Raw genomic sequence first — 13207 nt, 5'->3', positions numbered from 1 at the left:
ACGAAACTGGTTCCATGCGGTACGATAGCTTATTCCTTGTTTTCTTGCCCAATCTGAAAGCTTCATTTACACCAATATATTACTATGTATATATATACAGTAACATAAAATCAGCAACAGTTGCAAACCCTTTCCAATTAGCCGACAGACTTGGTTATTTCGCTCTTTCCACAAAGCGTGTAAGGTACTGCCCATATCATACCCTTGATGGGCTCAGTACTTACGGGAGCTATCCCTAATGGAGAAGCAAGGTGGCTACACCAATCATTGAACTCGACAATATCAGCGCTTTTCGCGGTGATCACCCAGTATTTCAACAACTCAATCTCACCATCCATGCTGGAGAAAAAGTTGCCATTCTCGGACCCAATGGTGCTGGAAAGAGCACCTTTTTAAAGCTCATCACACGAGAAATTTATCCGCTTGATCGTGACGACAGCCGGCTGGCACTGTTCGGTAAAGAACGTTTCACCATTTGGTCCCTTCGGGAGCAACTGGGGGTCATCTCTCAAGATCTTCAAGATCAATATACCCCTTACACCACAGGGATTGAGGTGATTTTATCTGGCTTTTTTGGGGCTGTTGGCAGTCACGGCCACTTGCAGCCAAGCGAAGTCCAAATACAACAAGCGGAAGCCATGCTAGATAAAGTAGGCATGGGCACCGAGCGCAATAGTTTGTTCGATGCGTTATCCACCGGGCAACGGCGACGCTTGCTAGTAGGACGTGCATTGATTCACAACCCCAGCACCTTGATTTTCGATGAGCCCACCAACGGGCTAGATATCCGCGCTACCGCGCAATTGCTCAAGTTAATGCGAGAACATTGCCAGCAGCAGGATCATGGGTTGCTGCTCACCACTCACCATGTGGATGAAATCATTCCAGAAATAGAGCGAGTAATTGTGCTGCAAGACGGTAAGATCATCGCCGATGGGGAGAAACAAGATGTGCTGAATAGTGAACTGTTGTCCCATTTATACAACACGCAAGTCGAACTGCAACAACGCAATGGGTTTTATCGTCTTTGGATCGATGCCTAGTATTCTAGGCCTCGTCAAAGACCTGAAACGGAAAAAGCCGACTTATTAAAGTCCCAAGAACATACTCAGTCAGGTTTATGTAGCCCTTTTGAATCAGCCTTTAATGATGGACTATTTCATAGTCAGCTTGAGATATGCCGAGTTATGTCCATTGATTTGTGTAGAATGCGGATAATGAAAATATCGTTTTTACGTTGGCGGTAAAAGATGATGTGATGCTCATGCTCGAAACGACGACAGCCCGCTCGGATATCATCGCAGCTACGTCCAATACCAGGACTGTCTGCCAATAAACCCACCATATGTTCTAGCCCTGCGTCGTAAATATCGGCCTGTTGCTGACCCCATATCTGTGCAGTGTAGAGATAAATATCAATCAAATCTTGTGCAGCAAGCTTTGAGTAGGTGTATGTTTTATTGACCATTCAGCTTAGCTTTCGCTTGGGCAATAATTTGGGTATGGGTAAGCGTACTTTCGCCGCTCTCTTCTCCAGCCTGCAAAGCTTGCCGCAGATTTTCCAGTTTGGTTTGGTATTCTGCTTCCTGCTCTTCTAATAAGCGCAAACCTGCACGAACCGCTTCGCTAGCGTTACGGTAGCGGCCTGTTTCTTTTAGATTTGAAATGAATTTAGTGAAGTGATCACCTAAATCAATACTAGTGGTCGGCATGATGAAACCCTCTCTGTCACCCTAAAAACTACCAATAGTTGGTAGTTTCGTCAATTTGCCACCGATTAATTCGAGCCAGTTGCAGCTCAGGATCAGAATGAATGATTTTTTGTAGTGCTTCAGTGGCAGCTCGTCGTAACCGCATAGCCGGCCTTGATATGTAATTTGTCCGTAGAGCAAATCTCTGATGGTAGGCGAAAAGTACTAGAGATTTCGAAGAGCTGAAACAAAAAAAAGCCGACTGATGTCAGTCGGCTTTTTCGTATATGGTGCGGAAGGAGAGACTCGAACTCTCACGCCGTGAAGCACTGGAACCTAAATCCAGCGTGTCTACCAATTCCACCACTCCCGCTTGGAATGTGGGGCATTATATATAAGCCATATAACGCGTCAACATCTTTTTTAGCGAAAATATCACTTTTTTAGTTCGCTAAAAATTCTCCACGGGTTTTATCGCTACGTTTGAACAAACCACCAAGGGCTGTAGTTTGAGTAGATGAGCTAGCGTCCATCACTCCGCGAGCTTTCACGCAGTAATGGGTTGCGCTGATGCTCACAGCCACATTATCGGTTTCCAGCAAAGTCTGTAGGGTAATTAAAATCTGCTGAGTTAAACGCTCTTGCACTTGGGGACGCTGACCAAAGAAACGCACGATTCGGTTAATTTTGGACAAACCAATAATTTTGTTTTTCGGTAGATATGCGACTTTAGCGAAACCATCAATGGTAACGAAATGATGTTCACAGGTACTGGTAAAGCTGATGTCATTAACCTTAACCATTTCGTCGACTTTCATTTTATTATCGATCACTGAGATTTTCGGGAACTGGCTGTAATCCAGACCAGAGAAAATCTCTTTGACATACATTTTGGCTATCCGGTGAGGCGTCTCCGCCAAGCTGTCATCACCCAAATCAAGCCCTAGGGTAAAGACAATATCTTCAAATGAGGCTTTGATTCGCTGGTATTTCTCTTCCGTGGTTAGCTCGTTATCAACCATCGGGGTTTCCAAGCCATGCTTAAGTAAAGCTGCTCGTACTTTAGCCGCTTCCTCGCTAAGGTTTGGGGTAATGCGTGTTGTGGTGTTCTCTGCGATTACAGTTGTCATAACCTGTACCTTTATATTTAGTCGCCGCAAAATGTGCGAATAGAGTTACTTAGCCAAATGCCTTCCACCATCTAAGGCGATTGTGCGTCCAGTCATGTAGCGGCTGTTTAGTAGGTATTGTACCGCTGCTACCCCCTCTTGTTCACCCGGTTCTATCTGCAAAAGGGATTTACTTAGGGCTTTTTGACGATAATTTTCATCATCGTCTGGTTTAAACATCAGTAAAGAAGGCGCAATGGTATTTACTTTGACTTGTGGCGCCAGCTTTTTCGCAAAGGATAACGTTAAATTAGCCAATCCCGCTTTGCTGGCTGCGTAAGCAATATGCTTATCACTGCCACGTTCGGCGACGTAATCTGTCACGTGAATAATATCGGTTTGCTCTTGCAGCAACTCGGCGCCAGCTTTGAGCAATGGCTCCAACTCACTGTTAATGCGATAAGGGGTCGCCACATGGACTGACCACATACACTCCATCAACTTGGAAATATCATCGGCGTCTTCTTCTGCCTGCCATTCAGAGGCATTGTGTATGATCCCCCGTAGCGCACCATAGTCTTGCTTGATCGTGGCAATAAACTCGGTCACGGAATTGGTGTGAGAAAAGTCCACTCGTAGACATCTCACTCCGGCCGCAATCAATGCATCAACACTGGGTTTTGGGCGTCGGTAGGTGACCACTACGGGGATATGCTGGTCATAAAGGAACTTGGTAATAGCTAAACCAAGCCGCTGGGCTCCGCCGGTAACGATAATTGGGCATGTTGTGCGCATGTTCGTTTAGGCCTTCTGGGTTATGTTGTTTATTGATACGAGTCAATGTAATAGCCAGATCACACCAGTGGTCTATCTTATAGATAAGATCGTACAAGTTTTGTTAATTACCAATAAAAACGCCTAGGAGAGAGCATGAAAACGAGTGACAAAGGGGTGATCATCCCGCAACAAGCATTTGACTGGTATGATGAATACGCCCACGGGGATATTGATCGTCGTACATTTCTTAGTCGCCTTGCCACATTATCTGCTATGGGCGTGACATTAGCGGGCGTTACCGCCGCTTTGACCCCCAACTATGCAGAAGCGGAGCAAGTTTCCTTCAACGATGCAGCCATCAAAGCGACTTATGAGTTGTTTTCCTCCCCGAATGGGTATGGAGAAGGCAAAGGGTACCTAGTTTTGCCGAAAGCCGTCGTTGATGGGGCTAGTGCCCCCGCTGTGCTAGTGGCCCATGAAAACCGTGGACTTAACCCCTATATCGAAGACGTGGCACGGCGCCTAGCCAAAGCTGGCTTTATCGCTTTTGCACCGGACGCACTGCATTCACTTGGAGGCTACCCTGGCAACGATGACGATGGCCGCACCATGCAACGCACCCTTGAGCGGGATAAAATCGTCGCCGACTTTCAGGCAGCGGCGCAGTTCTTACATGCCCACCCAAGCGTCACTGGCAAAGTAGGGATTGTTGGCTTTTGCTTTGGTGGTTATCTTGCGAATGAGCTAGCCGCCACAATACCGGATCATATCCAAGCGGCAGTCCCCTTTTACGGCACGCCTCCAACCAGCGATATGAGTCAGATAAAGGGACCGATTATGCTTCACTTTGCCGAATTGGATCAGCGCGTGAATGGCACCTGGCCAGATTACCAAATGAAACTAGATGAGATGCAAGTGCCCTATCAGGCATTTACTTATGCAAAGGTAAATCATGGCTTCCATAATGATTCTACCGCCCGCTACCACGAAGCAAGTGCTGAATTAGCTTGGCAACGAACCTTAGAGTTTTTTAAACAGCACCTAAACTAACCCCTAATGCCGCAGCCTACCAGTTAGGCTGCGGCTTTTTATCGGTAACAAGCACTAGCCAGCAATGGCAAAGGGACGCGGATAGGAAAAATCGAGGCCACTGGCATAGGGTACTTGTGACCACAACTGCTCACACAAGATCTCAATGGGTTGCTGGGCACCCTGTAATAGCCAGTCCGCGATGCTGCCTGCCACATTAGGATAGGTCACTTGGCTAATTTTGCTGGTTTGTAACCAACGCGTTATGACACCGCTACTGAGTTGAGCGCTGGCTCTAGCAAGGCCTAGTTGCTCCAAGGCTATAGCATTGGAAAGCTGCTCCACTTGTCCGTGTAGAGGTTTCACCAAAATACGTCGTCCCAGATGCAATGCTTCCGAGTTTAGCTCGAAACCGGCATTACAAAGTACCGACTCACATTCCTGCAAATTCTTTTGAAAACCATCGCGACTGAAGGGATACACTTCAACATTGCCGTAACGCCCCGGTTCAATGTCTTTACAATGCATGCGGAAGCGGTATTGAGGGCAAGCCTCTAGCCATTCCATAACCTCATCACTGCTTTCGAAAGGGAGATAAACCAACACATCATCGGTTGTGAAATACTTGGACCCTGCGCTCACATGAGTCTGGATAATTGGCGGCAAGATGGGATAGCCAAAGTGGTGCCAATGCACCCCCAAAGATGTTGAGACCGGGGCATAATGATTCAAAATCCATGCACCAATACTATCACCAGTATATTTGGGGATTTCCGCTCCAAACGCATATTGGTGACCAATACCAATACAAGTGCGTCCTGCTCTTTTCGCTGCCCATGCCGTAATGGGTTCAAAATCCGATAGAATCAGATCATAGTGAGAAAGATCGAGTTTTAGAACATCCCGGGTAAACTGCAAAATACTAGCGCGACGACAAGTGGCCAAAAGGCTGACTTTGCCATCTTTTGCCACAAAACTAAGGCCTTCAAAAGTTCGGTAATTACCAAAACAGGCCATATCAAAATAGTCTTCTGGCGCTCGTCCGCTGAATACATAGTCAACCGCTACCCCGCGCATGGCAAATTCCTCTGCCATCGCCCGCGCTCGAGTTATATGACCATTGCCGGTTCCTTGAACACCGTACAGAATTCTCATGCTAGCACCTCAAACGCCAACAACGCGCAACTTGACCCTAACACCGCCCCCATCATGGTATCGGTTGGAAAATGAACGCCTAAAAAAATCCGCGAGCAACCGACTTGAGTCGCCCATAAGTACAGGGCTGGCTGCATGCCAGGGAACCATTCACTCAGGCAAAAAGCCATAAAAAACGCCCCAGAGGTATGTCCAGATGGAAAGGAAAACTGATCGGAAGGTCGAATCACACTGGTGTAGCCATCCAAAATATCTGCGGGTCGATTACGTTTAAAACCTTTCTTTAATATGAAATACAATACCCGTTCTACGGTAAATCCAAAGGCTAGCACCCACGCCCACTGACTTTGCCCTTGCCAAATGAAAATACCAGCAATCACGAGATACAGAGGACCATCCGCCGTGCGAGAGACGATGCGACTAAGACGCGTCATGGCCACCCGATGCTTGCGCGCCATAAACCAATAAAAGGCCTGAACATCGATATTATGGATGCTGGTTAGTAGGTTCATGATTGATCTCCTTAATGTGCTCTTAAGCTTTAGATTAAGGAGGGGAAGTGTCACTTTATTGGCAATTGAGTGATGCTTTTATGACAAAAAAACGCCCCAGAGATATGGGGCGTTTTTTTGGGAAATCCTGATATTATCAGGATATCAAAGGCGGACCTTATAAACCGTTCATCGCCTTGAACTTAGCGATCATCGCTTCAGGTTTTACTTTTTTGTTGTCGTTGTTTAACGCATAAACAACAGTTTCACCGTTAGGGCCAGAGCCGATGTCGGTATAACGTAGTGGCACTTCACCAACGACACGTGCAGCAGCCATTTCCTCTAGTGAACCGAACACATAGATACGACCTTCGGCACGCATTTCACCGTAAAAATCGTCACTGCCAGCTAGCTTGCCATCAAACATATCTACGCTGGCAATGCCTTCCATTTTCTTCTTGTCGGCGTCGGTCAAACCAAATACGACTGTTTCACCTTTAGGACCCGCACCAATACGCACTTTACGGTAAGAGGTTTCGCCAACTTCAAGGAAACTTTCGTAGGTAGCACGATCATCGAATACATAAATACGGCCATCTTCATGAACTTCATACAGGTCATTGTTGTTCATAGAGGCTACTTCAGTCGCTGCAGTATCCATGTTTTCCTTTACATTAGATTGACCACAGGCAGTCAACAAAGTAGCGGCAGTAATCGCAGCGGCCAATGGCATTAGTACTTTTTTCATCGTGAATCTCCTAGGTTTGTATTGCTAACTACCCTAAAGATTCTCTATGACAGTTTTAATAACCACAGATGACAATCTGATTACAGCCTATTTACCTGAGTCAGACATCAATACCTGTTTACGGTAATGCTGGCGTTCCATATCAATGATATCAACACTGTAGCTCACCAGCTCAGAACCAAAGTCGGTCAACTTTTCCAACACGATATCTGCCAGTTGATCTTTTGCTCCGGCGTTCGGCCAGATAGAATTTTAACGTTCACATGCACAAAGGCATCTTCATCGCCGCCGCTAACGAAGTATTTAAAGGGAGCCGCACGGACTTTGATATCACGGATATCGAATAACTTAGATTCAACACAGGCATCGAAGACTGCTTCTAACCAATCTTCCGGCGAGATTTCTTGGGCTAAGTTCTGGCTGTACTCGATGATGCAATGGGGCATAGCGCTTTCCTTTTATTGATATTTTGGGAAATCTAGCTTAGTAGCCGCGACTATAATCCACCGTTTCCGGCAACATCCGCAAGTGGCGATAAGTCGTAATATTGTTAGCTACTATCTGGGCTGCACTGTGGCGGCTGGTCGGGGCGGATATATGAGGTAACACGGTAATATTCGGATGATGCCAAAATGGGTGGCTGCGAGGTAATGGCTCGTAACTAAACACATCTAATACCGCATGGGCGATGTGCCCAGTAATCATCAGCATAAGTAACGCATCCTCATCAATAATCGGGCCCCTCGCGAAGTTAATAATACGCGTCCCTGGACGAAGTTGCTGCAATGTTTGCAGATCCAATAGGCCAGCTGTTTCAGCTGTTAAGGGTAATAGCACCACAAGAATATCCGCTTGCCCCAGTACCTCTTTGAGACCATCGGTTCCGCTATAACAGGGAATACCCAATTGTTCTGTGGCTGGTTGTTTGCGCCAACCAATCACGGAAAAACCATTTTCCTGCAAACGAGCTGCCGCAGCTTTACCTAACTGGCCCATACCCAGTAAACCGATAGTACGCTCCCGCGCTGGGATATATGGCTGGGGTTGCCAGTTTATATCTTGCTGCTGGCGCCAATATACGGGCATATCACGATGTAAATATAAGACCCAAGCTAAAACCGCCTCGGCCATAGTGTTACTCAGTTCCGGGTCAATCAGCCGAGCAATAAGGGGCGATCCCTGATCTTTCATGGCAGATACCAGCTTCTCCACCCCAGCCCATACGCTTTGCACCCAGACCAAATTAGGCAGCGTAATCAGCATGGTGGGATCAGGATTAGCCACGATAGCAACATCTGCCATGGCTCTTTCGGCGGCAGACAATTTTTCTAGGGGCAATACCGCCTCTTCGGGAAGAGCTTTAGATAAGGCAATAAGCCAGTCTCTTTCCTCTTGGGTGCTAAGACTACTGACAAAGGGAATCGGGGCACGAAAAAACATAAGACATTACTACCATGGCAGATTGGCCATTGACCATAGCAGAAGGAGGAATAGCAGCCAATATGTAACAGTCCAATCATCGCCCAAGGCGCTGACATTAGACTGGGTTGGTATAGCCTTGAAAGATAAAGTTACTTTGAAACTCACTGGCAGAACAAGGACGTCCGAAATAGTAGCCTTGATAACTGAGACACCCGATGTGGGCCAGATGCTGATAATGCTCTTCTGTTTCTACGCCTTCTGCCAGAACATTCAACTCCAATGCCTTAGCCATTGCGATTACGGCAAGCACAATGGCTTCATCGCTCGCATCTGTCAGCAGGTCTCGGACAAAAGACTGATCAATTTTTAAGCGATCAATAGGCAAGGATTTCAAATACTTCAGTGACGAATAGCCAGTACCGAAATCATCAATGGATAGGGACACACCAATATCGCGCAAAGCATGCATTTTGCTAAGCAGGTTTCCAAATCCGCGAGCAGCATGTTTTCCGTTATTTCTAAGTCAATCAAGCTAGCCGGAACGTCATATTGCTGCAGAAATGCCTGTATATCTGACACCAACCCAGGATGCTGGAACTGTAAAGGGCTCACGTTAATGGACATACGCCAATGGGGTTGCCATATGCCCTGCTCGGTCCACTGGGATACTTGACGAATAACATCTTGCAACACCCAGCGACCAATATCGATGATTAAACCAATTTCCTCAGCAACCGGAATAAACGTGGCTGGGGAGACAAAGCCTAGCTCACTATTACGCCAGCGCAACAGTGCTTCCGCACCGATAAGCCCACCTTGTTCATCATTTTGCGGCTGATAAAACACCTCAAATTCATTATTGGCTAACGCTTTGTGTAGCGCGTGCTCTAATTTTAGCCGCGCATCAGAGCGAGCCTGCATATCGGCATGATAAAACGCGAAAGTATTACGCCCAGTTTCTTTGGCTTTATAAAGAGCCGTATCCGCTTGTCGTAATACCGCAGACGGAGAATGCATAGCGCTGGAGAAATAGGAAATACCAATACTCGCCGTAACGTGTAACTCATGCCCCGCCACATATTTGACATTGGCGCAACGGGCTAATACCGACTGCACAAAATGCACTAGCTGGGTATTCACTTCACTTAAGTCACCGTCGACCTTAGGCCAAAGAAAGACAAACTCATCTCCACCCATGCGAGCAAAAGTAACCTTATCTGGCACGATTGGAATCAGTTGCTCGGTAATTTGCGCTAGCAACTGATCACCCACGTTGTGTCCGAGGGAATCATTGATCGTTTTAAATCGATCCAAGTCCAACAGAATCAGCGCTCCGGCTTCCCCTTCTCGCATGCTACCAATTTGCTTTTGTAGCCGCTCTGTCAATAAGCGTCTATTTGGCAACCGTGTTAAGGAATCGTAGAAAGACAAGCGATTGATTCGCTCTTCCGCCTCTTTGCGCTCGGACAAATCCCTAATCAATAAAATCGTCTCGGTTTTGTCGCTACTCATGTATTTGGCAATACGAATCTCGACTGATACGTCCTGTTGCGCCCCTTTAAATAAGCTTTCGACGGTTAACGTCGTATCCACCGGCATATCAATAATGAGTTCGTCTAGGGCAAGCCACATATCATCACGATGTAACTCACTTAGTGGTATTTGCCGCAGTTGTGCTAGGGACATGCCAGTCAACTTTTCCGCAGCAGAGTTCACTAGTGAAATGTGCAGTTTGTCGTCGACAACGATAATCGCATCGGCCGCATTATCTATGATGGCTTTGGAATGTTGATGACTGCGTTCCAAGGCGTTTAAAGCAGTGGAAAGCTTCCCCCATAACTCCTCAAAAGTTTGCCGTAGACGGCCAAGCTCGTCGCGCCGATGTGAGCGATAGAATGATGGCGGCAGAGGTTGATGAACATTTTGACTCATGCGTGCTAGTGAGCCAGTTAATTGCTGCAAAGGTCGCGTTACCAAGAAGTAAAACAATAAGGAGATAAGAGAGGCCAACAGCATATCTTTAACCAAATTTTGCCCCAGAAGACCAATATTGAAGCTGACAATTTGCTGTACTAGGTATTGTCGATCCAGTGTGACCTTAATATCACCTAAGTGAATTGCGGGGCTTTTCAGATCCAAGGTACGCGTGAGTATGATGGCCTCTGGCAACATGAGGTCTACCAGATAATCAGGCACTCCCTTCACACTGGTGGCAGAAGAGGATATGGCAAAGGTATCACCATATTCGTCTTTTATTTCAACGCTGTCGATTGCAGGATGAAACAGTAGGCTGTCGGCTTGTTGCTGGGCGAAGACTCGGTCAACTCGAAATAGTGCCTGAGCCAAAGGCTGCTCTACCAAAGTCAGCAAACGCGAGAATTCATCGTCTATCCTACTCTGTTCGTGGTTAATACTGGTAATCGCTTGAATTAGGCTAAGGGAGAGGCTCAAAATCATCGCCAGTAGCATGGTTGCTATGGCCTGTTTCATATAGAGAGATTTTGCGATTGCGAGTCCCATAGTATTCCTTACAGAGCTTAGCCAAATTGACCAAGGATATACATCGATTGCATGGCCCTAGCCTCGTTAGGACGATACATAACTTATCAAATAATTACAGAAATTTATAGAAAGTAAAACATGGGGTTATTGTATTGGCAAATAAACCCTAATTTGGTGATCTAGCTCACCCCCTGGGCAACCGAACCCGTAAATGTTTTGCTGAAATAAAAAAACTGCCTGGCGGGATGACCCATCAGGCAGTTTTTAAGGTTTTATCTCAGTATATCTGGCGGCTAGCCGATAATACCGCCGTCTTCGCGGGAGATAGCAATCACGCTCGAACGAGGTACTGAGTTAAATGGCCAGCGGGAGTTACCATCTTCACCTGGGTGCTGAACACCAACAAACATGGTAGTGCGGTCTGCACTCCAAGCGGAGCCGGTAATTTCACACTCTTTTGGCCCTACCAAGAAGCGTTTGATTTCGCCAGTTTCTGGGTCACCAACCAACATCTGGTTATTTCCTTGACCAGCAAAGCCTTTGGCGTTTGAGTAGTTACCGTCCGTTTGAATCCATAGCAAACCATTTTGATCAAATTTCAAACCGTCTGGCGAATTGAACATGTTGTCTTTATTAACATTCTTAGAGCCAGCATTGGCATCGTCATAGACCGCAGGGTTACCAGCAAGAACGAATAGATCCCAACTGAACTGAGTCGCTGTATGATCTTCGTTCATTGGACGCCAACGTACGATTTGACCAAAGTTATTTTTCACTCGTGGGTTAGGGCCGCCTGCTGGAGTCGCATCACCACCCGCGTTTGGCTTAACACCACGGTTTTTGTTGTTGGTTAGCGAACAGTAGACTTCACATTTACTTGGATTAGAGGCCACCCACTCAGGACGGTCCATTGTGGTAGCACCCACTTTAGAGGCTGCCTGACGGGTATGGATTGCGATTTCCGCTTCAGTCATACCAGTCGTTTTTGGCGTTAGGGCTAGCCATTCACCTTTATTGTTGTCGTGGAATTTCGCCACATACAAAGTACCAGAAGCCAACAATTCACTGTTGTCACCACCTGCTACGTATTTGTTTTCAGAAACGAAACGGTACAAGAACTCACCACGCTCATCATCACCTAAGTAGACGACCACATGACCGTTAGCAGCAATTTCGACTTCTGCGTTTTCATGCTTGAAGCGGCCAAGAGCGGTACGTTTTTTCGGACGTGAAGATGGATTTAGAGGATCGATCTCAACGATGTAGCCAAAACGGTTCGGCTCATTTGGCTCTTTAGCAATGTCCATACGGTCATCCGCCATGGCCCATTTGTAACCCCAATCGTCATGACCAATACCGTAACGTTTTAGATCATCATTGATCACTAGGTTTTTATCAGAAGAAGAAAAGTAGCCGTTAAAGTTTTCTTCACACGTCAGGTAAGTGCCCCAAGGAGTCTGACCGTTACCACAGTTGTTCCAAGTGCCTTTTGCCACCACACCTTGTGGGTCTGCTTTGGTTTTTAGCAAGTCATGACCACGAGCAGGACCAGTGATGTCCATTTCCGTATCCGCCGTGATACGGCGGTTATATTCAGAATCCTTAACAATACCCCATTTACCACCGCGACGAGCCACTTCCACAATGCTCACACCATGAGCTGCTTTGCTCTTACGAATATCATCGGCGGTAGTCGGTACACCACCTTCACGGTTAGCGTGTAGCGTATTCAAATTAGTGTATTCGTTGTTGATACACATAATCTGACGACCGTTGTGAACAAACAAGGCCATGCCGTCATTATGGTCACCGAAAGCTAATTCCTGAGAAGCCCCAGTACCACCGGTAGTACCGTCAAATTCAGGGGCATTGGAAAATAGAGGCTCACCCCAAGATGCTAGTACTTCCCATTTGTAGCCTGCTGGTAGAGTAATGGTATCTTCAGCATTGGCTTTGACCATTTCAAAGGCTAGGCGTGACATTTTGTGTTCACCGGCAGCCAGCGCTTTACCTGCTGCTAGTGTGGTAGAGCCCATAACAAAGGCTGTTGCGCCAACTGCCGCACCACCGGAAAGGAAACCACGACGGGAAACCATGCGATTTGCCGTTTCTTCGAATTCTACGACCTCTGGAGCAGGACGTAGGTTTTCATCAAATTCATCAAAGCCAAGTTTGGTAGTAGACATGATTCTGCCCCTGAATACTGAATTGAGTAAGTGTGCTGCTCTCTCTAACAGCCCACATGCATAATTAACAGCACTCAAATTAATCCGGCTTCATGTC

12 protein-coding genes, 1 tRNA gene and 1 pseudogene are annotated in these 13207 nt (G+C 46.7%); 2 read left to right on the top strand and 12 right to left on the bottom strand.

Features of this window, described 5'->3' with window-relative positions:
- Positions 1–251 precede the first annotated feature (251 nt).
- Complete coding sequence (locus FJM67_RS14245) at positions 252–1043, top strand: ABC transporter ATP-binding protein (protein WP_235890080.1); 792 nt, start codon at positions 252–254, stop codon at positions 1041–1043.
- A gap of 122 nt (positions 1044–1165) precedes the next feature.
- Here the strand turns inward: FJM67_RS14245 and FJM67_RS14240 are convergent, their stop codons facing one another.
- The 5 genes from FJM67_RS14240 to folM form a co-directional block, all read right to left on the bottom strand.
- Positions 1166–1468, bottom strand: coding sequence for a type II toxin-antitoxin system RelE/ParE family toxin (locus FJM67_RS14240; RefSeq protein ID WP_140590604.1), 303 nt, complete (start codon positions 1466–1468; stop codon positions 1166–1168).
- Positions 1458–1712 (bottom strand): type II toxin-antitoxin system ParD family antitoxin, encoded by a 255-nt coding sequence (locus FJM67_RS14235; RefSeq protein ID WP_140590601.1) that lies wholly within the window; start codon positions 1710–1712, stop codon positions 1458–1460. Before FJM67_RS14235 ends, FJM67_RS14240 begins: the two co-directional genes overlap by 11 nt.
- A gap of 267 nt (positions 1713–1979) precedes the next feature.
- A tRNA-Leu gene (locus tag FJM67_RS14230) sits at positions 1980–2064 on the bottom strand.
- A gap of 70 nt (positions 2065–2134) precedes the next feature.
- A complete protein-coding gene (folE, locus tag FJM67_RS14225; RefSeq protein ID WP_140590598.1) occupies positions 2135–2821 on the bottom strand; it encodes a GTP cyclohydrolase I FolE in 687 nt (228 codons plus the stop codon).
- A 45-nt stretch (positions 2822–2866) separates the two neighbouring features.
- Positions 2867–3595: a dihydromonapterin reductase gene (gene folM / locus FJM67_RS14220; protein WP_140590594.1), complete on the bottom strand. Its 729-nt coding sequence runs from the start codon at positions 3593–3595 to the stop codon at positions 2867–2869.
- Between the two features lie 135 nt (positions 3596–3730).
- On the opposite strand from folM, the gene FJM67_RS14215 reads away from it, so the two are divergent.
- Positions 3731–4627 carry a dienelactone hydrolase family protein gene (locus FJM67_RS14215; RefSeq protein ID WP_140590591.1) on the top strand — a complete coding sequence of 299 codons (897 nt, stop codon included), beginning with the start codon at positions 3731–3733 and terminating at the stop codon, positions 4625–4627.
- 54 nt (positions 4628–4681) lie between these two features.
- Here the strand turns inward: FJM67_RS14215 and FJM67_RS14210 are convergent, their stop codons facing one another.
- The 7 genes and pseudogenes from FJM67_RS14210 to FJM67_RS14180 form a co-directional block, all read right to left on the bottom strand.
- Positions 4682–5761, bottom strand: a complete 1080-nt coding sequence (locus FJM67_RS14210) for an MJ1255/VC2487 family glycosyltransferase (RefSeq protein ID WP_140590588.1) — start codon at positions 5759–5761, stop codon at positions 4682–4684.
- Positions 5758–6273, bottom strand: coding sequence for a phosphatase PAP2 family protein (locus FJM67_RS14205; RefSeq protein ID WP_140590585.1), 516 nt, complete (start codon positions 6271–6273; stop codon positions 5758–5760). The genes FJM67_RS14210 and FJM67_RS14205 overlap by 4 nt, the downstream gene beginning before the upstream one ends.
- 157 nt (positions 6274–6430) lie before the next feature.
- Positions 6431–7000 carry a hypothetical protein gene (locus tag FJM67_RS14200; RefSeq protein ID WP_140590582.1) on the bottom strand — a complete coding sequence of 190 codons (570 nt, stop codon included), beginning with the start codon at positions 6998–7000 and terminating at the stop codon, positions 6431–6433.
- Positions 7001–7188: 188 nt separating this feature from the next.
- Complete coding sequence (locus FJM67_RS14195; RefSeq protein WP_235890079.1) at positions 7189–7446, bottom strand: 5-carboxymethyl-2-hydroxymuconate Delta-isomerase; 258 nt, start codon at positions 7444–7446, stop codon at positions 7189–7191.
- Positions 7447–7483: 37 nt separating this feature from the next.
- Complete coding sequence (locus FJM67_RS14190) at positions 7484–8440, bottom strand: 2-hydroxyacid dehydrogenase (RefSeq protein ID WP_140590579.1); 957 nt, start codon at positions 8438–8440, stop codon at positions 7484–7486.
- A 97-nt stretch (positions 8441–8537) separates the two neighbouring features.
- A pseudogene (locus FJM67_RS14185) lies at positions 8538–10354 on the bottom strand (putative bifunctional diguanylate cyclase/phosphodiesterase).
- A gap of 863 nt (positions 10355–11217) precedes the next feature.
- The gene (locus FJM67_RS14180) at positions 11218–13110 is read right to left on the bottom strand and encodes a PhoX family protein (protein ID WP_140590576.1); all 1893 of its coding nucleotides are present in this window, start codon (positions 13108–13110) and stop codon (positions 11218–11220) included.
- Between the last annotated feature and the right edge of the window lie 97 nt (positions 13111–13207).

It is taken from the genome of Maribrevibacterium harenarium (genome assembly GCF_006385675.1).
Classification (GTDB): domain Bacteria; phylum Pseudomonadota; class Gammaproteobacteria; order Pseudomonadales; family Marinomonadaceae; genus Marinomonas; species Marinomonas harenarium.
This window is presented reverse-complemented; position numbering and strand designations above follow the sequence as displayed.

Excerpts from the sequence above, each read along its gene's own strand:
- FJM67_RS14180 (WP_140590576.1), bottom strand. The coding sequence starts at position 13,110 with ATGTCTACTACCAAACTTGGCTTTGATGAATTTGATGAAAACCTACGT.
- FJM67_RS14205 (WP_140590585.1), bottom strand. The coding sequence starts at position 6,273 with ATGAACCTACTAACCAGCATCCATAATATCGATGTTCAGGCCTTTTAT.
- FJM67_RS14240 (WP_140590604.1), bottom strand. The coding sequence starts at position 1,468 with ATGGTCAATAAAACATACACCTACTCAAAGCTTGCTGCACAAGATTTG.
- FJM67_RS14190 (WP_140590579.1), bottom strand. The coding sequence starts at position 8,440 with ATGTTTTTTCGTGCCCCGATTCCCTTTGTCAGTAGTCTTAGCACCCAA.
- FJM67_RS14210 (WP_140590588.1), bottom strand. The coding sequence starts at position 5,761 with ATGAGAATTCTGTACGGTGTTCAAGGAACCGGCAATGGTCATATAACT.
- FJM67_RS14195 (WP_235890079.1), bottom strand. The coding sequence starts at position 7,446 with ATGCCCCATTGCATCATCGAGTACAGCCAGAACTTAGCCCAAGAAATC.
- folM (WP_140590594.1), bottom strand. The coding sequence starts at position 3,595 with ATGCGCACAACATGCCCAATTATCGTTACCGGCGGAGCCCAGCGGCTT.
- FJM67_RS14235 (WP_140590601.1), bottom strand. The coding sequence starts at position 1,712 with ATGCCGACCACTAGTATTGATTTAGGTGATCACTTCACTAAATTCATT.
- folE (WP_140590598.1), bottom strand. The coding sequence starts at position 2,821 with ATGACAACTGTAATCGCAGAGAACACCACAACACGCATTACCCCAAAC.
- FJM67_RS14200 (WP_140590582.1), bottom strand. The coding sequence starts at position 7,000 with ATGAAAAAAGTACTAATGCCATTGGCCGCTGCGATTACTGCCGCTACT.
- FJM67_RS14215 (WP_140590591.1), top strand. The coding sequence starts at position 3,731 with ATGAAAACGAGTGACAAAGGGGTGATCATCCCGCAACAAGCATTTGAC.